Annotated in this window: 19 protein-coding genes; 6 read left to right on the forward strand and 13 right to left on the reverse strand. The window is 51.6% G+C overall.

Features of this window, described 5'->3' with window-relative positions:
* Window positions 1-36: 36 nt before the first annotated feature.
* Window positions 37-2,049: a choline BCCT transporter BetT gene (gene betT, locus KRX19_02490; protein MBV7433882.1), complete on the forward strand. Its 2,013-nt coding sequence runs from the start codon at window positions 37-39 to the stop codon at window positions 2,047-2,049.
* A gap of 71 nt (window positions 2,050-2,120) precedes the next feature.
* On the opposite strand, the gene KRX19_02495 is transcribed toward betT, so the two are convergent.
* From KRX19_02495 to clpB, 5 genes are all read right to left on the reverse strand, one after another.
* Window positions 2,121-2,543: a DUF1810 domain-containing protein gene (locus KRX19_02495; protein MBV7433883.1), complete on the reverse strand. Its 423-nt coding sequence runs from the start codon at window positions 2,541-2,543 to the stop codon at window positions 2,121-2,123.
* A gap of 89 nt (window positions 2,544-2,632) precedes the next feature.
* Window positions 2,633-3,079 carry a hypothetical protein gene (locus KRX19_02500; GenBank protein MBV7433884.1) on the reverse strand — a complete coding sequence of 149 codons (447 nt, stop codon included), beginning with the start codon at window positions 3,077-3,079 and terminating at the stop codon, window positions 2,633-2,635.
* Between the two features lie 33 nt (window positions 3,080-3,112).
* Complete coding sequence (locus KRX19_02505) at window positions 3,113-3,298, reverse strand: hypothetical protein (protein ID MBV7433885.1); 186 nt, start codon at window positions 3,296-3,298, stop codon at window positions 3,113-3,115.
* Window positions 3,299-3,334: 36 nt separating this feature from the next.
* Entirely contained in the window at window positions 3,335-4,231 is an 897-nt protein-coding gene (locus tag KRX19_02510) for an HNH endonuclease (GenBank protein ID MBV7433886.1), read from the reverse strand.
* A gap of 86 nt (window positions 4,232-4,317) precedes the next feature.
* The gene (gene clpB / locus KRX19_02515) at window positions 4,318-6,888 is read right to left on the reverse strand and encodes an ATP-dependent chaperone ClpB (GenBank protein MBV7433887.1); all 2,571 of its coding nucleotides are present in this window, start codon (window positions 6,886-6,888) and stop codon (window positions 4,318-4,320) included.
* Window positions 6,889-7,091: 203 nt separating this feature from the next.
* Between clpB and KRX19_02520 the strand changes: the two genes are divergently transcribed.
* Window positions 7,092-9,155, forward strand: coding sequence for a hypothetical protein (locus tag KRX19_02520; protein MBV7433888.1), 2,064 nt, complete (start codon window positions 7,092-7,094; stop codon window positions 9,153-9,155).
* Between the two features lie 371 nt (window positions 9,156-9,526).
* Window positions 9,527-10,900 carry a magnesium transporter gene (gene mgtE / locus KRX19_02525; GenBank protein MBV7433889.1) on the forward strand — a complete coding sequence of 458 codons (1,374 nt, stop codon included), beginning with the start codon at window positions 9,527-9,529 and terminating at the stop codon, window positions 10,898-10,900.
* Window positions 10,901-11,101: 201 nt separating this feature from the next.
* Here the strand turns inward: mgtE and KRX19_02530 are convergent, their stop codons facing one another.
* The gene (locus KRX19_02530; GenBank protein ID MBV7433890.1) at window positions 11,102-11,620 is read right to left on the reverse strand and encodes a Spy/CpxP family protein refolding chaperone; all 519 of its coding nucleotides are present in this window, start codon (window positions 11,618-11,620) and stop codon (window positions 11,102-11,104) included.
* A gap of 190 nt (window positions 11,621-11,810) precedes the next feature.
* Here KRX19_02530 and KRX19_02535 point away from each other — a divergent pair, with 190 nt between their 5' ends.
* Window positions 11,811-12,485 (forward strand): response regulator, encoded by a 675-nt coding sequence (locus tag KRX19_02535; GenBank protein MBV7433891.1) that lies wholly within the window; start codon window positions 11,811-11,813, stop codon window positions 12,483-12,485.
* The gene (locus tag KRX19_02540; GenBank protein MBV7433892.1) at window positions 12,485-13,897 is read left to right on the forward strand and encodes a hypothetical protein; all 1,413 of its coding nucleotides are present in this window, start codon (window positions 12,485-12,487) and stop codon (window positions 13,895-13,897) included. The genes KRX19_02535 and KRX19_02540 overlap by 1 nt, the downstream gene beginning before the upstream one ends.
* A 170-nt stretch (window positions 13,898-14,067) precedes the next feature.
* Here KRX19_02540 and KRX19_02545 read toward each other — a convergent pair whose 3' ends face one another.
* From KRX19_02545 to KRX19_02575, 7 genes are all read right to left on the reverse strand, one after another.
* Complete coding sequence (locus tag KRX19_02545; protein ID MBV7433893.1) at window positions 14,068-15,048, reverse strand: ABC transporter substrate-binding protein; 981 nt, start codon at window positions 15,046-15,048, stop codon at window positions 14,068-14,070.
* A 9-nt stretch (window positions 15,049-15,057) separates the two neighbouring features.
* Window positions 15,058-16,074 (reverse strand): ABC transporter substrate-binding protein, encoded by a 1,017-nt coding sequence (locus tag KRX19_02550; GenBank protein ID MBV7433894.1) that lies wholly within the window; start codon window positions 16,072-16,074, stop codon window positions 15,058-15,060.
* Window positions 16,075-16,231: 157 nt separating this feature from the next.
* Window positions 16,232-17,191, reverse strand: a complete 960-nt coding sequence (locus KRX19_02555; GenBank protein MBV7433895.1) for an ABC transporter substrate-binding protein — start codon at window positions 17,189-17,191, stop codon at window positions 16,232-16,234.
* Between the two features lie 24 nt (window positions 17,192-17,215).
* Window positions 17,216-18,280 (reverse strand): iron ABC transporter permease, encoded by a 1,065-nt coding sequence (locus KRX19_02560; protein MBV7433896.1) that lies wholly within the window; start codon window positions 18,278-18,280, stop codon window positions 17,216-17,218.
* Window positions 18,277-19,299, reverse strand: coding sequence for an iron ABC transporter permease (locus KRX19_02565; GenBank protein ID MBV7433897.1), 1,023 nt, complete (start codon window positions 19,297-19,299; stop codon window positions 18,277-18,279). Before KRX19_02565 ends, KRX19_02560 begins: the two co-directional genes overlap by 4 nt.
* Entirely contained in the window at window positions 19,296-20,117 is an 822-nt protein-coding gene (locus KRX19_02570; GenBank protein ID MBV7433898.1) for an ABC transporter ATP-binding protein, read from the reverse strand. Before KRX19_02570 ends, KRX19_02565 begins: the two co-directional genes overlap by 4 nt.
* A gap of 287 nt (window positions 20,118-20,404) precedes the next feature.
* Window positions 20,405-20,950 (reverse strand): hydrolase, encoded by a 546-nt coding sequence (locus KRX19_02575; protein MBV7433899.1) that lies wholly within the window; start codon window positions 20,948-20,950, stop codon window positions 20,405-20,407.
* Window positions 20,951-21,047: 97 nt separating this feature from the next.
* Here KRX19_02575 and KRX19_02580 point away from each other — a divergent pair, with 97 nt between their 5' ends.
* Window positions 21,048-21,776, forward strand: a complete 729-nt coding sequence (locus tag KRX19_02580; GenBank protein MBV7433900.1) for a glycosyltransferase — start codon at window positions 21,048-21,050, stop codon at window positions 21,774-21,776.
* Window position 21,777: the final 1 nt, after the last annotated feature.

Below are 21,777 nucleotides of genomic sequence, written 5' to 3' on the forward strand. Positions count from 1 at the left end.
GGTTTTGTTTCTAACAACACAAAGGAGACTCAACCATTGGATAATATTCATGTGGACGAAACTTTGAGCCGTAAAATGTCGCTCAATAAAGTCGTCTTTCTCACCGCGGCGGCATTGGCTGCCATAACGGTTCTCTTCACCATGCTCTTCCCCGAGCAAGTCGGTAACTGGCTGTGGGGATTTTCTGGCTGGATTTCCGATACACTTGGCTGGTATTACATGCTGGTGGTCGCGGCATACCTGATTTGTATGCTGATTATCGGCCTGTCGCGCTATGGCGACATCAAGCTCGGCCCAGACCACGCCAAACCGGATTTTCCGCTGATTACATGGGCATCCATGTTGTTTGCTGCCGGTATCGGTATTGATCTGCTGTTCTTCGGCGCATCTGAGCCGCTGACGCACTTCCTCGTTTCCCCAGGCGCACGCCCTGCAGAAATCGAAGCCGCACGCCTCGCAATCACCACCACATTCCTCGACTGGGGTATTCACGGCTGGGGCATTTATGCACTGATTGGGATGGCGCTTGCTTATTTCTCTTACCGCCAGCGTCAGCCACTCGCGCTGCGTAGCGCATTGGTGCCACTGATCGGCGTTAAGCGCGCAGCTGGCTGGATGGGACACACGGTTGATACGTTTGGTATCGTCTGTACCATCTTCGGTATCGCGACCAGCCTCGGCATTGGTGTCTTGCAAGCCAACGCGGGCATGACCCACATTTTCGGGCTGGAATCGAGCAAAATCATCCAGACCATCATCATCGTCTGCGTGATTGCAGTAGCAAGTATCTCCGCGATGACTGGTGTTGAGCGCGGTGTGCGTCGTCTCTCTGAAATCAACATGGGTATGGCAGCATTACTGCTGGTTGCCTTGCTGTTTATGGGCCCAACTGTATTCCTGCTCAATGCCTTTGTGCAGAACGTTGGTGACTATTTCCAAACCTTGGTCGGTAAAACCTTCGACCTCTATGCCTATCAGGGTGAAGACTCCAATGGCTGGAAAGCGAGCTGGACGATCTTCTTCTGGGCATGGTGGATCGCATGGGCGCCATTTGTCGGCATGTTTATTGCGCGTATTTCGCGTGGTCGTACATTGCGTGAATTCGTCTTTGGCGTATTGTTCATCCCGCTTGGTTTCATCTTTGCGTGGTTCTCGATCTTCGGCAACAGCGCAATTGACCTTTATACCCATGGCGCAACGCAAATCGGTGAAATCGCGGTCAATGATCCGGCGATGGGACTGTTTGCCCTGCTTGATCAGTATCCGTGGGCGACCTTCTGGTCCAGCATTGCAGTTATCGTCGGGTTAATCTTCTTCATTACCTCAGCCGACTCCGGCGCACTGGTACTCGCTAACCTCTCGACCAAAGGCCTCGAGCCGGAAGAAGACGCGCCAATCTGGTTGCGCTTATTCTGGGCAGCTGCAATCGGCCTGATTACCCTCGGCCTGCTCTTTGCCGGCGGCTTTAGCTCATTGCAAGCTGTGGTGGTTATCTCCGGTCTGCCATTCTCGTTCGTCCTGCTGCTCTATATGTGGGCACTGATGCGCAGTCTGCGCCTCGAAGGCAAGAAGCGCGATGCTGGTGGTATCGACTTCACCCACTCAATCGGTGAAGGCATCAACTGGCGTGAGCGCTTGTCTCGCATCATCAGCTACCCAACGCGCAAGCAAGTGGATAAATTCATCCATGGCCGCATTGCTGCAGCAATGGAAGCAGTTAAAGCAGAGCTGGCAAGCAATGGTGTTAAGTCGCACTTCGAGCTTAACGAAGAGCAGGGCAGCATCACACTGCGCACCGAGCATGAAGAGGCGATGGACTTTGTCTACCAGGTCGTACCGGGCAAAGCACTCAAGCCAACCTTTATCTTCGCTCAAGGTGGCACTGCTTATGAGAAAAAGCGTGGTGATGACGTCTATTGGCGTGCCGAAGTCTACCTGCGCGAAGGCGGGCAAGACTACGACATCATGGGCTACAGTCAGGGACAGATTATCAACGATATTCTCAACCAGTACGAACGCCACATGCACTTCATTCACACCGGTCACTAAACCGACCACAAACCAAAAACCGGGGCTTGCCCCGGTTTTTTTGTGCTTATCTTTTGGATCTGAATGGCGAACTAACGAGCAAGTTTGTTCAGTAACTCAATCGTCTGTTGATGAGATTTCCCCTCAAAAAATGCGTCCAGCACTTGCTGGCAAATCGTCTCTTCTCCCGCCAATTGAAACAGTGTCATACAGGCATGCAGCTTTTGCGCGTCAATGCTGCCAAAAATTACCGTTGCAGATTCATCGCGATGTTGTAAAACAGCAGCGCTGATTTCGCGTAGCCGAGTAACCAATGTCTCATCATCAAGATACGCGCGTGCTTCATCCAAATCACGGATTGCATACTCGCGACTGGTCGCAGATTGCCCCAATCCGGCAATCTGCGGAAAGATAAACCACATCCAATGCGATTGCTTACGCCCGGCACGGATTTCAGCCAGTGCGGTTGGGTAGTGGCGCTGCTGTGCAGTGTGAAAACGGCTTAAATCACTCATAGAACACCTGCAATATTTTTAGTGGCAATAAAGATAATCTTGTAAAGCACAGTGTTTGAATACGACAAAAAATATTGCCGAGACTGTATCTAGCGTACCTTGCGTAGTTCAATCGGAATGGGCTTGCCTGTAACCAGCGCAAACATCAGATAGATTTTGTCGTCTCCATTTTTGCCGTCCAAACGGCAGATTGCCTGCGCAATATTCTGGATACAGGTAATGTCGTATTCTTTGCACATATCGTCCGGTGCTTTAGCAAATAATGTCGCAATATCAGCGCTGCTTGAATCACGCAAGCGACAGTTGCCCTCCGCACGGCAAACCGGCTGCCAACCCTCGTCACCTCTTTTGCCATCAAGCATCCATTGCTCACCTTCGAGAAACAGGCGCATAAATGTTGTCGTGGGTTTCTGGGTCTTGCTGTGTAATAGTACATAATCACCGGTATCATCTGGCGACAAACCTTGTGCCAACACACTACTACACAGCAAACTCAATAATGCCGCCAAAATAGCGTGTCGTTTATTTTTTGCCATCGTGATTATTCCTTTGGGCATATTCCGCATTTGTCACTTTTTATAGACAAATTCCCGGTGATGGATCAAGAATTTAATATGGGATGCCTCTATACGGGTCAGCCCCATACCATGATGCAAACCCAATGCATGCTTATCAGCTTCACTCAGCGCTGTTGAAATCAACATACGACCTTCGTCGTCAAAGCTGATGTAGCCCCGGTCAAAACAAATATCCAAATTTGGGGATAACAGTAGCCCGTTATAAGTGTCCAGTCACTCTGTATTATCAGACGCGCACCACGGTTTTATATGCGAAGCACGCAGTAAATCCACTGCCTGGCAGCCAGTAACAGCGCAGGCATTAGACCAATACTTCTTGAGTTCATCACGAAACTTTCCTTGCCCTTTACGTGCCTTGATGAGAGATTCTCTTTCTGTTTCGCCATATACCTCGACATCGGTTGTTTGTGCTGGCTCTACTGTCACCTGAGTGTTGAGCATCCATGCGAAGCTGTGTGCATCCAATAATGTAACCGAACAAGATAATTTATCGGACAGCAGTAGCCTCAACTCATCCATAACCTCAAGGTAACGGCTGTAGTTTTCCCATGAACATCGACCGCTTAACTTCAAATCTACACCAAGCGAAGAAAAAGCTTGTTCAAAAAAAGTAGGCTTGACCGGCAAATACAAAGAGCAATCTTTAAGAAAGAACAGATAGGCAAGAAATGGGTATTTTTGACCAAATATACTGATAGCGTGGTCAAATGATGCGCCTTCATTCGTGCCGTAATAGATATTGAATAAGCAACGTTCTATTTCCGCTACATCTTCCTGTGTTTCTTGGGCAAGATAGAGCTTGTGATGCAAGCGACTTTCCGGTCCATATTTACCATGCAAATCAAAGAAATTATTATTTTTGAGTTCTATGGCAGCGATAGTACAAGCAACTATTTTGCCACTACCGATATCTTGCTCATGCCATTTTTCTAATGCCAGCTTTTCCCGCGCAGTTTGATAAATCTCGTATTTATAGCCTTCGTGATGGTTAATAAAAGGATTTGAGATGAAAGACGTGAAGCGCATGCGTGATTCGTACTCAACAAATACCTTGAAAGCGCTGAACTGTTCGTCAAACAAATAAGGGTCAATAGCAAGAGATTCTGTCATGATGATTTATGCATTTAAAAACATCATCATAACATGAAATAAATAAGAAAAAGCCCGCCGAAGCGGGCTTTTTGGGGTTGGTTTGATTAGCTAAAGGTGAAGCCTTTTTCGTCATCGTAGCCGATGTGGACGGTGCTGCCGGGGATGAATTTTCCAGCGAGGATGTCCTGCGCAAGCGGGTTTTCCAGATATTGCTGGATGGCGCGCTTGAGCGGGCGGGCACCGAACAGCGGATCGTAGCCGACTTCGACGAGGTGCGCGAGTGCGGCTTCGCTGATGTCGAGTTGCAGATCGCGGTCAGCGAGGCGTTTTTCCAGTCGTCCAAGCTGGATTTTCGCAATACCGGCCATGTGTTCTTTACCCAAGCCGTGGAAGACCACTGCTTCATCAATACGGTTGATGAATTCAGGGCGGAAGTTGGTCGCAACTACTTCCATGACCGCCTCTTTCATCGCGTCGTAGCCTTGATCGCTCATCGCCTGAATCAGATCCGAACCAAGGTTCGAGGTCATGATGATGACGGTGTTGCGGAAGTCCACGGTGCGGCCTTGTCCATCGGTCAGGCGGCCGTCATCGAGTACTTGCAGCAGAATGTTGAATACATCACCGTGTGCTTTTTCGATTTCGTCAAACAGAATGACGGAATATGGCTTGCGACGCACCGCTTCGGTGAGGTAGCCGCCTTGATCGTAGCCAACGTAGCCGGGAGGCGCACCAATCAGGCGGGCAACGCTGTGCTTTTCCATGAACTCACTCATGTCAATACGCACCATCGCGTCTTCGCTATCGAACAGGAATTGCGCAAGGGTACGCGACAATTCTGTTTTACCGACACCGGTTGGGCCGAGGAACAGGAACGATCCAATCGGACGGTTCGGGTCAGACAATCCGGCACGGCTACGGCGGATGGCGTTGGCAACCGCTTCAACCGCAGTTTGCTGCCCGATGACGCGCTCATTCAATACGCTTTCGAGTTGCAGCAGTTTGTCGCGTTCGCTTTCCATCATTTTGCTGACAGGGATGCCTGTCCAACGTGACACGATGTGGGCGATTTCTTCGTCGGTCACTTTACTGCGCACAAGGTGGTTTTCCGGTGCGTTTTCGGTCTGTTCACTTTCTGCCAATTGCTTTTCCAGCGCGGGCAATTTGCCGTACTGGATTTCACTCATGCGCTCGAAGTTACCTTGACGCTTGGCGGCTTCCAGTTCGGTACGCAGTTTGTCGATTTCCTCTTTGATACTGGCGCTGCCCTGAATGGTGGCTTTTTCTGCCTGCCAGACTTCTTCGAGGTCGGCGTATTCCTGTTCCAGCGTGTCGATGTCCGCTTCGATGTCAGCGAGGCGCTTTTTCGACGCATCGTCTTTTTCTTTTTCCAGCGCGAGGCGCTCCATTTTCAGCTGGATTAAACGGCGGTCGATACGGTCCATGCTTTCCGGCTTGGAATCGAGTTCCATGCGGATTTGTGCGGCCGCTTCGTCGATGAGGTCAATCGCTTTGTCCGGCAGTTTGCGGTCAGTGATGTAGCGGTGTGACAGCACAGCAGCAGCGACCAGCGCAGGGTCGGTAATCTTGATACCGTGATGCACTTCGTAGCGCTCTTGCAGACCGCGCAGGATGGCAATAGTGTCTTCCACGCTTGGCTCATCAACCACGACTTTCTGGAAACGGCGTTCCAGTGCCGCGTCTTTTTCCATGTGCTGGCGGTATTCATTGAGCGTGGTCGCGCCGATGCAGTGCAGCTCACCACGCGCCAGGGCTGGCTTGAGCATATTGCCCGCGTCCATCGAGCCTTCAGTTTTGCCCGCACCGACCATCATGTGGATTTCATCGATAAACAGGATGATTTGGCCGTCGGCTTTTTCAATGTCGGTCAGTACCGCTTTGAGGCGCTCCTCGAATTCACCACGGTATTTGGTACCGGCGAGCAGGGCGGCAAGGTCGAGCGAGAGCAGGCGCTTGCCCTTGAGGCTTTCCGGCACTTCGTTATTGACGATACGCTGTGCCAAGCCTTCGACAATCGCGGTTTTACCGACACCCGGCTCACCAATCAATACGGGGTTATTCTTGCTGCGGCGTTGCAGGATTTGCATTGCACGGCGAATTTCCTCGTCACGACCGATAACAGGGTCAATCTTGCCGTCTTCGGCGCGTGCGGTCACGTCGATGGTATATTTTTTCAGTGCTTCGCGCTTGTCCTCGGCGTTCTCGTCGGTGACGGGTTCGCCGCCGCGCAGATCGTCAATCACTTTTTCCAGCTTGTTTTTATTTGCGCCGTTGTCTTTCAGTGCCTTTCCGAGGTCACCTTTCGCGTCCAGCGCGGCGAGCAGGAAGGTTTCTGATGAAATGTAGCTGTCGCCGTGCTGCTGCGCAAATTTGTCGCACAGGTTGAGCAGGCGCACAGTTTCCGGCGACACTTGAACTTGCCCGTTGGCTTGGCTGACAACCGGTAAATTCTCGATGATGTCGTCTACCTTGTGGCGCAGCGCATTTACATTCACACCTGCTTGACGCAGGATCGACGCACTCGCGCCGCCTTCCTGATTGAGCAGGGCGTGCAGAATATGCACCGGTTCGATGTAGTTGTGATCTTTGCCGACCGCGAGCGATTGCGCTGCGGCAATGGCTTCTTGGAAGCGTGCAGTCATTTTTTGTTGCATGACAATATCCTTAAAGTTTTTGATTAAAACTGATATTGGGTTGCATGAGACAATTACAAGATATATTACATTATCTTTTATTAACAATCGGTTTTTTCAATCAAAGGAGACCGTGCGACACCCTCTATCATCCTGCCGGCAAATAAAATACCCAAACACTGATTTGCGTTATAGTATTTCTTCATTTGCTCAAGGATGATTATATGACTTTTATCAGGAAATTGCCGCTTGCGATGGCGTGTGCATTGGGTTTGGCGGCTGCGCCCGTGTGTGCCGAGACAACTTTGTATGGAACACTTGATGGCTCAGAGAATCTCGAGCGACTCAATCAAGCAGAACAGCAGAAATGGCTAATGGATCATTTACCCGACAGCACCGATGCGTATGTGCGCATTCCAGCGTTGCCATCGCTACTACTAACCGATCCAAAGGATCAACCCGAAGCGCTGGATAAGGCGTGGGCGCAGGTGTATCCGGCGTTAATTGACTGGTGGCTGCAAGGGATGCCGGAAGAAGCACGGCCGTTGTTGCGGGTGATGGCAGAACAAGCCGCATCACCGCTGGAAGTGGCGCTGATTGACGTAATGTCGGGGCAGCCGCAGATACGTGCTTCTGTGCTGCTGAACGGGCAAAATGCGGCAGATGTCGATGCGATGCTTGCCGCCGTATTCAAGGGTAGCCCGTTTGAAGTGCGTAGTGATCAAGCCGGTACGGGTACACTGTTTGAACGTGGCAAGCAGGTGGCTGCTTACCGCTTTGACGCAGAGAGTGGTCGCTTGCTGTTTATGCTGGATAAAAAGAACGCACCGGATTGGCAATGGACGCAGCAGACAACCAATGCACAACTTCAGGCGCAACTCTACGCGCTGCAAGGCGATACGGGAAATCTATTTGTGTGGGTGAAAAACCAGCCGCAGGCGGCCATGATAGCGGCGGTAGAGCAGCCTATGCTCGCGGCATTGCTGTTGAAGGATTTGCAAAGCCTGTCGCTGGCAAGTAGCAGTGATAGTGATGGTTACGCGGCATGGCTGGCGCTGGATATGCCGCAAAGGACAGGGCTACGTTTGCTGTTGCCGAGCCATGATGGCAGCGATTTATCGCTAATGACGCACGGTCAGCCGCAGTGGGCGATGCTGTGGTCGCCGCCGCCAGCAGAGGACATGACGCAGTTTATGCAGACCATTGGCAAAGGCAACGATTATCAGTCGTTCAAGCAGGTGCTCGCGGACAAACACAATATTGATGTGGACGTGCTGCTCAATGCAGCGGCGACGCAATGGCTGATGTTTGCTGATGATAACGGACAAGTCACAGCCATCGACGCGGCAACTGAACCGATGCTCAATGACGCGATCGAGATGCTGAAAAAAGCCGGTTGGATTACTGCAGATGAAGACGTTGGGCACGGTATCCGCCATTTGACGGTCAGCAACAAACTGTTTGCTGACATGGAAGAAGAAAGCAAACCTGTGCCGCGTTTGCTACAGGCATTGCTCAGCGCACCCAATGATTTTTATCTCAAAAACGAGGGCGACTATTTGCTGGTTTCAAGCTTGCCGCAGCCGTTGATGGCGCGCGAACAAAGCACTGCGGATACGTCGATGCAGGATTGGCTGAGCGAGGCCGGTGTCGATGTGCAAAAAAGCAGCTTTGCCTATGTGATGCCGGTGCAGGATTTATCCCAGCAGCATTACTATGGCACTTTGCATTATTTGCAGCAGATGGGGCACGTGGCTGGTAAGCCGGTCAATCTCACTGAGATGCCAACAGCGCAGGAATTGGCATTGCCGTCGTCCGGTCTACTCACTTTTGATGTGGTCAACGAGGATAATGCGCTGGCGTTTACCCTGCACTCACCACACGACCTCACTGATTGGCTCTACACCGGTAGCGGCAATATGACCACAGTTGCCACCGCCGGCATTCTGGCGGCGATTGCGATTCCGGCGTATCAGGATTACGTGATGCGCAGCGAGGCGATGAGTGCTTATGTCGCGGCATATAACGCATTGCAAACGGCTGGAACGGACAAGCCTGTTTCACAACTATCAGCAGCAGAAAAGCAGCAGATTGTGCAGGTGATACAACATGTCCGCATCGTCAAGGATGTAGTCTTTGAAGATGATGACATTGCGTTGCTCCTCGGCGGGTCATTTAACGATACGTGGATGACGGTGACACGCCGCAAGCAAGGTGGCGATAAACAATACCGTTGTTCATTCGACACTGTGCAATACGAGCGCTTTTTGCCGTCTGCTTGCGATTAATGAGAAAAAATCCATAAAGCCGCACAACCACTTGCATTATGCGGCTTTATGGTTAAAAATAATGCGCCTTCGGGCGCGCTTTCTGCTTTTATAATTACTCCAATTATTTTCAATCATCCGTGTTTTAGCTGATCGGTTTAACCGTGCAGTCACGTTTTAACGTCATTGCCAATCAATCATCCAAAGAACACCACAAAATCGCGCCTGCAACCACAGCCGACTTTCCTCCCGTTTTATAACGATGGACACTTTGCTAGCGCAAAGCATAAATCAGGTCGGGCTTTATTTTCAGACACTCTGGACGCTGAATACTGGCAATGCTCTGCATTCGCCGGCCACACTGCGCGAGAGACCAACAGCAAGGAACGGATATGACCGAACTCGAACACAATCATCATGACGACGATCAGGAAGAAGCGTTAAGCCCATTGGCGCAGGTGCGTGAAGCACTTTCTGAAGACAATATCGCCGAGGTCGAGCAGGTCATTAACGAGATGGCGCCTGCCGAAATCGCGCGTATCCTCGAATCTCTGCCGCCTGCTGAACGTGAACAAGTCTGGGATGCGGTTGACGAAGAATACAATGGTGACGTCCTCGCGCACCTCGGTGAAAGTGCGCTGGAAGACATCGTCGAGGATATGTCGCCGGAAGAACTACGCCAGACCGCCGAAAGCATGGACGACGATGACCTCGTTGACTTCCTGCAAGACATCCCTGAAGACACCGCCCTGCAACTACTCAGCTCATTCGACATCGCACAGCGCGAACGCCTCGCCGAGATGCTCGAATACGACGACGAAAGTGCCGGCGGTATGATGAATACCGACGCGATCAGCGTACGCAGCGACGTACGTATCGAAACCGTAGTGCGCTACCTGCGCCGCATGGACGACCTGCCGGATGTGACCAGCAAAGTATTTGTCGTCGATCGCGATGGACATCTTCAAGGTGAGCTGATCCTCACCCGCCTGCTCACCGCCAATAACGACGCGTTGATTGCCGAAGTCATGAACAGCGACTTCGTCTCGTTCAACGTCCATGACGACGCGCACACCGTCGCGCAGCAATTCCGTGAGCACGACCTCATTTCCGCAGCGGTTCTCAATGATGCCGAACAGCTGGTCGGCCGTATCACCGTTGATGACGTCATCGACTACATGCAGGAAGAAGCAGAGCGTATCCTCATGCAAACCGCGGGTATGGACGAAGAGGTCGATACCTTCGCACCAATTCGCAAAGCAGCGGTCAGCCGTGGCATCTGGCTCGGTATCAACCTCGTTACCGCGCTGCTCGCCGCCTCGGTCATCAACGCATTTGGCGCGACGATTGAAAAAGTCGTCGCGCTTGCCGCGCTCAGCCCATTGGTCGCAAGTATGGGTGGCATCGCCGGTTCGCAATCACTGACCATCATCATCCGCGGTATTGCCCTCGGGCAAATCGAAGGCTCGAACGCCTGGTCACTGCTGTGGCGCGAGCTGATTATCGGCCTGATTAATGGCGCCGTGTGGGGGCTGGTCACCGCGACCATTGCGCTGGTGTGGTTCGGGCAAGCCAACCTCGCCGTGATAGTTGTCTGCGCCATCTTTATCAACCTGATTTGCGCGGCACTATCGGGTGTTGGCATCCCGCTGCTGCTGAAAAAACTCAACATCGACCCGGCGCTTGCTGGCTCGGTCATCCTCACCACGGTAACGGATGTGGTCGGCTTCCTCGTCCTGCTCGGACTGGCAACCATGTTCTTATAATGAATGACCATAAACACAAAAAAGCCGCCCATCAAGGCGGCTTTTTTGTGACTATCGCTCAGTAATTATTAGATATTGTATGAGGTGCATTCGCGCAAGTAGTTCAACCAGGATGGTAAGACAACGCTTTATAAAGTGGCTATAGCGTTTAAAGATAAAAAAGCCGGTAAATCCCTTTACCGGCTTGCTGTTTGCCTCTGATTACTCGCCTGAGTTCCAGCCGCCACCAAAGCGACCAAACCCGCCGAATCCACCAAAGCCTTTACCGCCTCTGCCCCACATGCCGCCTTTTTCGCGCATTTCCTGCAATTTGCTGCGCTGCTCTGCGGTCAGTACCTGATTAATGTCATGGCGGATGGTCACGAACTGGGTAAAGCCTTGCTGTGCGCGCTCACCGACGCTTTGTGCAAGTTGGTCAAGTGCTTGTGTATCCAGCGTATCGGCTTCGACCAGCTTTTCCACTTCGGCCTGCGTGGCGGCAAAGTCGTCTTTTTTCTGCTCAAAGTCGATGTTCTCACGAGCGTTATCCATGATGGCTTGAATTTCGGCTTGTTGCGCATCACTGAGGTCGAGCTTTTTAGCAAAAAACTGCATCATTCTATTGTTGCCGTCTGCACCAAAAGGACCACCCATGCCTTGTGCGTAGCCGAAGCCACTGAACAATACCGAAGCCGAAATAGCTGAAACCACAAGACCTGAACCCAATAAAAACTTTTTCATTTTTCTATCCTTTTAATTAACTGTAAAACAGCGAGATCAGCACCGTTTGCTCATCTCACAGGAGCTATCTTAGGTAAAACGCCGGTTACAAACATTCAGGAAAAGTAAAGAAAAGTAACGGCTATGATTGGCGCTTGTCGCGTATGGATGCGTGGTTGATAATGCCCGTACACGATAACAGATTAGGACAATGATGCTGCATATCTTACTGGGTGACGACGACGAAGAACTGACCGCGCTGCTGTGCGAATACCTGCGCGGCCACGGGGTCAACTGCGACGCCGTACACGACGGCGAAGCGGTTTTGGCGCAGCTCAAGCAGCACGCTTACGACCTGCTGGTACTCGACATCATGATGCCGAAGCTCGACGGCCTCGGCGTCCTCAGACAACTGGCGCAATCCGGCGAGATACCCGTGATTATGCTCACCGCCAAAGGTGACGAAATCGACCGCATCGTCGGTCTCGAACTCGGTGCAGACGACTACATCGCCAAGCCCTGCAACCCGCGCGAACTACTGGCGCGGATTCACGCTGTCATCAAGCGCAGCCAGCGCAGCAATGACAGCGGCGATACTTTGCCCGAAAGCCGCCTAACCATGAACCCGCAACAACGCAGTTGCCTGATTGACGGCGAAGCACTCGCCCTGACCGGCACCGAATTTGACCTGCTGCTGGCATTGCTCAAGCACAAAGGCGAAATTGTGAGCAAAGACTGGCTCAGCGAAACCGTGCTGCAACGCGAATTACAACCTTTTGACCGCAGCATCGACGTACACATTTCGCGCCTGCGCAAAAAATTACAACCCTATGATGACGAGCCAATCAAAGCCGTTCGTGCCAAAGGCTACCAACTGGTGATCTAATGAAACTGACTCTGTTCTGGCAATTTTTTATCACCACGCTGGCCACCGTCGTGTTTACCGTCATCATCTCGCTGTTTGCCGAGCGTTGGCTGACGGAACGTGCTGTCACCACCCACATGGAAGCGCGCATCGAACAACTTACGCGCATACAAAACAGCATCATGGCCGACCTGCAAGATGGCAACCCTCAGGCCATTGAACGCCTCTACCAGCAACAACCCGACCTCGTAGGGCAAATCAGCATCATCGACGCACAAGGGCAAATCCGCTACCCCGACCAAGCCCAATTGCGCACGCAACGCAAGAACGAACTGACCGCTTTTCCGGTCGGTGATGACGACCCGCGCCGCCACTGGCTGGACATGATTGGCAGCTGGCAGGACAGTTTTGCACCGCCAGCTACCGCCATCACCACCGCCGACGGCGACAAACTGTTTGTCCAAATCACGCCGCGCCTATCCATACAAGAACTGTTGCAAGCGCGCCGTGGCACATTTGGCGTCCGGTTTGTATTGTTGCTGCTGCTCAGTGCCGCCATTTGTTATGCCCCCAGCCGCTCACTGAGCAACCGTATTCGTCGCTTGCAACGTAACGTCCATCAAATTGGCAGCGGACAATACCAAGCAGCAACTACAACCCCGCAGCGCAAACACGACGAACTCGCCGCTCTCGACCACGACATTGCCGCCCTCGGACAACGCTTGCAGGACAGCGAAAACGCACGCAACCAGATGCTGAGCGACATCTCGCACGAACTGCGCTCGCCACTAGCACGCATGCAGGTCGCGACCGAACTCACTCGTGATCAGGCACCGCAAGCAACCGCTTACCTTGACCGTATCCAGCACGACATCCAGCGCATGAACACCTTGATTGCCGACATCATCACCATCCAGTCCCTGCAACACAACAGCAGCACCATCCTCGACAGCGAAAACTGCGACATTGACGCCCTGATTGACAGCATCGGCGTAGATGTTTGCTTTGAATTCCAGCACAAGCACATCAATTGGACGCACCAGCGCGCCGGACAAGCCACGCTCATTGGCGACAAACCGCGCCTGCACAGCGCACTGGAAAACATCATCCGCAATGCCTTTATGCACACCGCAGCAGGCGGCGCGGTCAGCGCCGTCGTCACCAACCACGGCGATAATCTGCATATCGACATCAGCGACAGCGGCAACGGCATCACCAGTGCCGCCGATTGCGAGCGCATCTTTCAACCCTTTGTGCGCCTCGATAACACGCGCCAGCGCAAAACCGGCGGTCACGGCCTCGGACTCGCCATCGCCAAAGCCATCATCGAAGCCCATCAAGGCAGCATCAGCGCGCAAAACCGCAGCGACGGCATGCGCGGCCTGCACATCGCCATCGTATTACCATTGCAACCCGTTTCTTCCTTTGAATAGAAACGGTGAATACAGGCGCGTAAACGATACCTTGATTTCTCGTCTGTTTTGAAAGATTTTGCTGGTTAATGTGCAGTCTAATTCCAGAAAATAGCCACAGATTAACCAAAAAAATAAAAACCCCGTGCCATAAATATGGTGCGGGGTTTTTAGCGATCAAGTTCAATCACTTAGTCGGCTTGATTCAGACTCGGTGCAGAAAAAATGGTTTGCAGCATGGTGGTCATTTGCGCCAGGGCGTTGTAGGAAATGGCGTAGGCTTCATCGCGCGGGATGCGGTAGTAGCGTCCGTTTTTGCACGCTTCAAGTACGTCGCAATAATTTTCCAATACTTCGCGCATACGCTGATCGGCATCCTGCGGGGTTTCGTTGCGGTCGCCGCGGAAAGTGTCAAAAATCACGTCCGCATCAAGCTGCGGCAGGTATTCGGCGCTGACTTTCTGTGCGCTGCCCGGTGCAAGATTGTTGACCATTTCCGGCAGGACAAATCCGGCATCACGCAACACGCGCCCCAAACTACCATAAGTGTGCTGAATGGAAATTTCACCATCCGAGCCTTCGATGATTGATACGCGAATGTCACTACTGTTAACCAGCCGCTTGAGTTGCGCGAGCTGCGCTGCGTAGCGGTTTTCGAGTTGGTCAAGGCGTGCCTGCGTACCAGTCAAATCAGCAAGTGCCTGATAAATGGCAAAGCGGTCGGTATTGTCTTCATCAAAGACGACCACAGGTGCGATTTCTTCCAGTTTGGCCACGGGGACGTTACGGCTCACCAATGTGATGATTAAATCAGGGTTGGCTTGAGCAATGGCTTCGAGGTCGATCGGATCGTTGCCGAGAAATGCCAGTCCGCTGTTGGCAAAGGTCGCACCAGTCAGGTTTTCAGCGGCGCGGATGTACTGGCTGCCATCGACTTTACTGATACGCCCGTGAGAAGCAATCAGTGGTGCGTTGAGTTCGATCAACGGCAGGCTGAGGCGTAGGTCATCAAGTGCAGCAATACGCTGCGGATGCTCGGGTATGCAAGTTTCACCAGCAGCGTGCTGATAGGCGCGCATCCCTTCGCTGCAATCTAACGCTTGTGCCGGTGTCATCGCGGCAAGCAGTGTTGCCGCGATGGTGACATGCCATGATGTCATCAGGTGTTTCATCAATATACCTTACTGGTTTTGTGATTGTTCTTTGGGAGTGTAACCACGGCCTGCAATATTCGAGAGCAGGATAGCCATGGTGTCTTCAACAGCACGGAACGACAGGGCGCGCATCGGCTCACGATCAATAAAGATGTACTGATTACTGCGTGTCGGGTGCAATTGCTGCTGCCAGCCGGGGATAAGGCTTTCCCAGTCTGCTTCGATGGTTGATGGCTTTTGATTCAAGGCAAGGCTGTATGTACCAACCATAAAATCTGCATCAATTTCCGGCAGTTTTTCCGGGCTGACCGGCAAATAGCCTTCTTCGATATTGGCAATCAATTCAGGCGTAGAGAAGCCAAGGTCCTCAACTGCTTTCGACAATGCTGCATAGATACGGTACACATGGATTTTGTCCTTGCGTGCCTGCGCCAATGAAACACTGACTTTAGACGGATCTTCAAAGCGATCAGCAACGACCACTTTTGCGCGTTCGAGCTTGTGGTCATAACGGCGCTTGAGTTTGTTGAACTCATCTTTCTTACCTGCAGCATCAGCGATGATTTCATAGCGATCTAACATTGGGTTGCCCCAAATATCGACAATCACAGTTGGGGCTATTTGTGAAAGCTGTTCGTAGAGGTCGCTTTGCCAGTCGGGAGCAAAAATGAGGTCAGGATGAAGGCTGGCGATTTTCTCCAGATCGGGCTGGTTAGGGTGGCCAATGTATTCAATGTCACTGTCTTCAAAAGTGAGATCGAAGAGGTCGTATGCTCCGCGTGGATAGGGTTTGCCGTCATTGATGTTGTCGTTTTGCAGACCGCTGGAGCCAATAATTGGTGCGCCAAGCTCGTATAGTGGTGCAGTAAACTGCTCACCACGCATCGACACAATGCGTTGCGGGTGTTCGGGGATGCAAGTTTCACCGGCAAAGTGGGTGAACGGACGCATGCCTTCTTCACAGTCAAGTGCGGCTGCAGTTAGGCTGGTGGTTATCGTCAACGCGGCGCATGCAGTAGCGGTTAAGGTTTTTTTTAAGTTCATCATTTATCCTTATTTTGGTGTGGCAGTAAAAAATGGTGTGCAGGTTGCCACATTCCTGCAAACCACTGAAAAATTTATATTTATAAAAGTAATGATCTGCCCCTCATGAAAGCGAGGGGCAGATACCAATTCAGCAATGTGATTACTGTAGACCACCTTATTGGCTTTGAGGTGCGCTACGGCCTGCAGTTTGCCCAATGATGGTGTACGCCATCATGCCCAGTGAGTCGTAGGTTGCAGCGGTGGTTTCAGAACGTGGCAGGTAAACGATATTGCCGTTTTTGCACGCAGTAAGGGCGTCGCACCACGATGGCAGAATCTTTGCCATTTCGTCGGCAGCACTTTGTGGGGTTTCACCACGCTGCGGGCGATAGGTGATGAAGATAATGTCGGCATCAAATTGCGGCAGGTATTCGCCACTGAATGACTGGCGCTCGCCGCCGCTGATGTTGTTCACAATTTCAGGAAATTCAAAGCCGGCATCACGCAAGACTTTTCCCAGCGAACCATAGGTGTTCCACACCAGTAATTCACCTTTGTAGCCCTGAATAATCGCAACTTTAGTGTTCTCGACATCAACGGTATCGCGGATTTGCTGTAATTGGCTTTGATAGCGTGCATCGAGATATTTCAGTACATCTTCTTTACCAATCAATTCAGCAATTTTGGCATAGATTTCAAAGTCATCACTTTTGCCAAGATCAAATACATAGGTCGGCGCGATAGCCGCGAGCTGATCAACATCAGCATTCTGCCATGTCGTGGTTAGAATTAAATCGGGTTTAACAGCAGCAACTTTTTCAATATCTGCCGGTGAATTACCGAGAAAAGCGATATCTGAATTGTCAAAATCCATACCCGACATCAGCTTGCCGGAACGGATATGTGCATCGCCCTCATTTGTGGTACGGCCATGGCTGCCGACTGGAATCACCCCCAGTTCAAGTAAGGCCACAGTGATAGATGTATCGTGCAGGCTGGCAACACGTTCAGGGTGAAGCGGTACGTCAACAGTACGACCAAGATCATCAGTAACTTGGCGAGTTTCTTGTGCACACAGTGGTTGCAGAGCAGCCACAAGCAGCATCGCTGCGCTAGTCATGAGTTTTTTCAACATCAAAAGCTCCTTTAGTGGTTAAAATTACAATTCACTCTTGGCTTGACCGCGCAAAATCAGCGCGATAAAGATGGGAACGCCGATCATGGCAGTAACCAGACCGGCGGGAATTTGTACTGGTGCAAAGGCAATACGACCGATTAAATCCGCACCACTGACCAGTAATGCGCCAACCGCAGCGCTCAAAGCAAGATGCAAACCGACGCCTGCATGAGCAATCCGGCGTGCGACGTGTGGCGCAACCAATCCGACAAAGCCCAGTGGCCCAACAGCGGCGACTGCCACTGCAGCGAGTGCCACGGAAAGGGTGATTAAGACCACGCGGATTAAGCGCACACGGACACCAAAGCTGACCGCCAATTCATCGCCCATACGCAGTGCCATCATCGGGCGGCTCGCCCAAAATAGAACGGGCAACAGTAACATCGTGCATATACTGAGGTAGGCAACTTCGTCCCAGCCAGCAGAATGGACGCTGCCCGCCAGCCATGCCAATGCAGAAAGGGCCCGATCAAGATCACCATAGGTAAGCATTGCAGAAGTTAGCGCCGAGATGAAAGCAGCCACGCCAATGCCGGTGAGAATAAAGCGCATGGTATCCCCACCGCGCTTGTGTATGCTCATCCATTGAATCAGTGCTGCGACGACCAATGCGCCACCAAATGCAGCCAGTGGCCGATAATACGAGCTGATATCAGGGAAGATGACGATCATGCTTACAACTGCCAAACCAGCTCCCTGACTGACCCCGACCAGCGACGGGTCAGCAAGCGGATTACGGGTGACATTTTGCAGCGTAGCACCCGACAGTGCGAGCAGCATGCCAACCAGTATTGCGACCAGCGCACGCGGAAAGCGGAACGACCATACTACGGTTTCCGCACTACCTGACACCGGCTCGCCAAACAAGGTTTGCAATACTTCACGCACTGCCAGCGGATAGCTACCACTCATCAGGCTGGTAACCAGCACAGCGACAATAGCGGCAATCAGCAGCACCAGAATCCACAAAGCCAGAACCGGCACACTGAATGCAATGCGCCCGTCAAAGGCAGAAAAAATATGCTGTTTGGTTGCGGTTGTATTCATAGCTTCACCCTCACCAACCACACAAACAACGGTGCACCGACAATTGAAGTAACAATGCCGGTAGAAATCTCAACTGGGCTGAGCGCCACACGCGCGACAATATCAACCAATAGCAAATATATGCCACCAACAATCATCGAATACGGCACAATGCGGCGATAATCATGGCCGACAAACAAGCGCACGACATGCGGGATAACCAACCCAACAAAGCCCATCGGCCCAACCAGCGCAACGCTCGATGCTGTCAGGGCGATCACTGCAAACAGCACCATCACCTTGAGGCGGCCAACTTTGACGCCGAGGCCAGTTGCAGTTTCTTCGCCCATGGCAAAAGTTGTCACTTGTCGTGCAACCAGCAGTGCAACTGCCATACCGGCAATCAACCACGGACTACACCACCACAGTACATTCAAATCACGACCCGCCAATGAGCCGGTCAGCCACACGCGCAGGTTTTCAAAAGTATCTTGGTCAATCAGCTTGATGACTGCGATAAACGAGGCCAAAAATGACGTCACCGCCGCACCGGAAAGAATCAGAGTCAAGGGCGTTGCACCACCAGGCGCCGATACTGCAATCCCCCATACCAGCAGCGCCGCACCAAGTGCACCAATCGCCGCAAACAGTGGTAACCAGCCTGCGTCTTGCACACCAAAAAAGCTCACCAGTACCACGACCGAAAACGATGCACCGTGTAGCAGCCCAAGAATGCTCGGTTCGGCGAGCGGGTTACGCGTCACACCCTGCATCAGCGCCCCGGCAACTGAAAGGCTCGCACCGACCACTAGCGCAATCACCGCACGCGGCAGGCGCAACTGCCAGATCACAATATGGTCAAATTTCTTCTCGTCAAAATCGAGCAAGGCATTAAATACCTCACCAAGTGGGATCGATTTCGCACCGACGGCAATATGCAGGGCAAAAGCCAACAACAATGCGAATATACACCACAACCACGGCAGCGGAATCAGCTTACGCCCAACTGCTGGCGACATCACATCCGCCTCACCACTCATGATGCATTCCCGGCTGCGTATAGGCGCGGCAGGCACACTGGATGCCCATGGGTCGGATCAGTCATGACCGCCGCATCGAGATCAAATACCTTGGCAAGATTTTCTTCAGTAAACACCTCACGCGGTGCACCGCTGGTGATGATTTGCCCATCACGCATCATCACCATGTGGTCAGCAAATGCCGCCGCCATGTTCAGCTCATGCAGCACTATGACCAACGTACGCCCGACATCGCGGGTCGCCCTCGCAAGTAGCGACAGTACATCAATCTGCACCTTCATATCGAGGAATGTGGTCGGCTCATCAAGCAGTAAAAAATCGGTCTGTTGTGCAAGGATCATTGCAATCCATACCCGTTGGCGCTGACCACCCGACATCGCACTGACCGGGCGATCGGCAAACTGGGTAATATCAGCATCCAGCATCGCCTGCTCAATCGCCTCATGATCAGCTTTTGACCACTGGCGCACCAGGGATTGATGCGGAAAGCGCCCCTGCGCAACCAACTCTCGCACGGTCAAGCCTTCTGGCGCAATAGGCCCTTGTGGCAACAGCGCCATTTTTTTTGCGATCAGCTTGCTATTGGCCTTGTGTACATCTTCGCCATCAAGCATCACTGTGCCAGCTGTAGGCTTAAGTACCCGTGCCATTGCCTTGACCAAAGTTGATTTACCACAGCCATTTGGCCCAACCAGTGCCGTAATGCCACCGTTGGCAACGGTAAGATTAACGCCGTCAATAATCACTTTATCGCCATAACCGACGACCAGATCGTGCACCGCCAGACGTGGCTGTTCCTGCGCAGCAGAGTCACTCATTCGATGTACCCGTGATTTACAAAAAATTATTCGAAGCTTTGCTGAACTGGCTTTTGCATACTGGCAATAACATGCTGATTATGCGCTGATGTGATGATCTGGTTTCCAAGCAATAACTATAGTTTGCTCATAGCCAAATGCCTCTCACAAAACATGCGGAAAGCGATAACCAGCGATATGCAACAAATACGCTTGCGCTCTCTACAGACAAAGTAAGCGCAGAACTATACTGATTTTTGATACCACCTTCAATAGCAATCTAAATGATATTATTTATTATTACTTGATTATTTAACTAACGCACTGATGGTTTTAAATTGCGCATGGGTACTGCTGCGCAATAGCTCAAACAAAATTGACTCAACCGTTGCCATGCGTACACCTGCAGCAACCATCCGTGCTATAGCAATTTCATGGTCATGGGGGTTACGTGATGAGCAAGCATCGGTAATCAATACAGGCTGGTAGCCTTTATCAAGCAAATCTAAAGCCGTTTGCATCACGCAAACGTGGCTTTCTACGCCAAAGAGTAAACAAATTTTGCGCTTCTGCGCGGTGATATGCGCCATTGCGGCTTCGTTGTCACACACGCTGAAGCTGCGCTTTTCAAATATCGGCACATCATCGAGTAGTGGTAGCAAATCCGCTGCAGTCTCCCCGAGTCCTTTTTTGTACTGCTGATTGTGCATCAAAGGAACTCCCAGCGCTTGTAGACCTTGCAAAAGTATCTTTGTTCGTTCAATAACCCGCTGCGGCTCATGAATGTGTGGCAGCAGCTTTTCCTGCATGTCTATCAGTAGCGCTGTACTATCTTCTATCGTGATTCTGTGCATTCTTCCTCCGTCAATATCGCCACGCACCTATTCATGCCATCGGGCATATAAGAGTATCTATGTATATAATGACGCGATTTTCAATCAACGCCTGCTTATGTCACCACACTACATTATCTGCATGAAATGGGGCAACAAATACCCCGCTGAATACGTCAATCGCTTGTATCACATGGTACAACGTAATCTGACCATACCTTTTGAAATGGTCTGCCTGACAGATGACAGCTCAGGTATTGATGAAGCTGTGCGTTGTCTGCCAATCCCTTCATTGGACTTACCCAGTGGCTTACCCGAACGTGGCTGGCTCAAGCTGACAACGTTCAGTAGCAATTTGCACGGGCTAAGCGGTACTGCATTATTCCTCGATCTCGACGTGGTGATTTTCCGTAATATTGATCATTTTTTCACCCACCAAGCAGAGCAAGATGGCGTCTTTATCATCAAAGACTGGAAACGCCCTTGGCGCATTACCGGTAACAGCTCGGTATATCGCTTCAAGATTGGTGCGTATCCCGACATGCTTGACGATTTCCGCAAGCGCTTCGTAGAGATTCGTCAACAATTCCGCAATGAGCAAGCTTATCTGTCGTGGTACGTCGATCAGCGCAATGAGCTGCACTACTGGCCAAAATCGTGGTGCAAAAGCTACAAATACCACGCTTTACACACATTCCCACTGTCATTCATCTTGCCTCCCAAACAGCCTGACTGCGATATTCTGATTTTCCACGGTGAGGTCAACCCGCATGACGCAATTAAAGGTGGCGGCGGTAAATGGTATCGCCATATCCTACCCGCACCATGGCTCAAAAATTACTGGTGAA

The organism is Cardiobacteriaceae bacterium TAE3-ERU3, assembly GCA_019218315.1.
Taxonomy (GTDB): Bacteria; Pseudomonadota; Gammaproteobacteria; order Cardiobacteriales; family Cardiobacteriaceae; genus JAHUUI01.

Bases quoted from the DNA above. Each gene is read 5' to 3' on its own strand.
- KRX19_02495 (MBV7433883.1), bottom strand. From the start codon at position 2,543: ATGAGTGATTTAAGCCGTTTTCACACTGCACAGCAGCGCCACTACCCA.
- KRX19_02500 (MBV7433884.1), bottom strand. From the start codon at position 3,079: ATGGCAAAAAATAAACGACACGCTATTTTGGCGGCATTATTGAGTTTG.
- KRX19_02510 (MBV7433886.1), bottom strand. From the start codon at position 4,231: ATGACAGAATCTCTTGCTATTGACCCTTATTTGTTTGACGAACAGTTC.
- clpB (MBV7433887.1), bottom strand. From the start codon at position 6,888: ATGCAACAAAAAATGACTGCACGCTTCCAAGAAGCCATTGCCGCAGCG.
- KRX19_02520 (MBV7433888.1), top strand. From the start codon at position 7,092: ATGACTTTTATCAGGAAATTGCCGCTTGCGATGGCGTGTGCATTGGGT.
- mgtE (MBV7433889.1), top strand. From the start codon at position 9,527: ATGACCGAACTCGAACACAATCATCATGACGACGATCAGGAAGAAGCG.
- KRX19_02530 (MBV7433890.1), bottom strand. From the start codon at position 11,620: ATGAAAAAGTTTTTATTGGGTTCAGGTCTTGTGGTTTCAGCTATTTCG.
- KRX19_02535 (MBV7433891.1), top strand. From the start codon at position 11,811: ATGATGCTGCATATCTTACTGGGTGACGACGACGAAGAACTGACCGCG.
- KRX19_02540 (MBV7433892.1), top strand. From the start codon at position 12,485: ATGAAACTGACTCTGTTCTGGCAATTTTTTATCACCACGCTGGCCACC.
- KRX19_02545 (MBV7433893.1), bottom strand. From the start codon at position 15,048: ATGAAACACCTGATGACATCATGGCATGTCACCATCGCGGCAACACTG.
- KRX19_02550 (MBV7433894.1), bottom strand. From the start codon at position 16,074: ATGAACTTAAAAAAAACCTTAACCGCTACTGCATGCGCCGCGTTGACG.
- KRX19_02555 (MBV7433895.1), bottom strand. From the start codon at position 17,191: ATGTTGAAAAAACTCATGACTAGCGCAGCGATGCTGCTTGTGGCTGCT.
- KRX19_02560 (MBV7433896.1), bottom strand. From the start codon at position 18,280: ATGAATACAACCGCAACCAAACAGCATATTTTTTCTGCCTTTGACGGG.
- KRX19_02565 (MBV7433897.1), bottom strand. From the start codon at position 19,299: ATGAGTGGTGAGGCGGATGTGATGTCGCCAGCAGTTGGGCGTAAGCTG.
- KRX19_02570 (MBV7433898.1), bottom strand. From the start codon at position 20,117: ATGAGTGACTCTGCTGCGCAGGAACAGCCACGTCTGGCGGTGCACGAT.
- KRX19_02575 (MBV7433899.1), bottom strand. From the start codon at position 20,950: ATGCACAGAATCACGATAGAAGATAGTACAGCGCTACTGATAGACATG.
- KRX19_02580 (MBV7433900.1), top strand. From the start codon at position 21,048: ATGTCACCACACTACATTATCTGCATGAAATGGGGCAACAAATACCCC.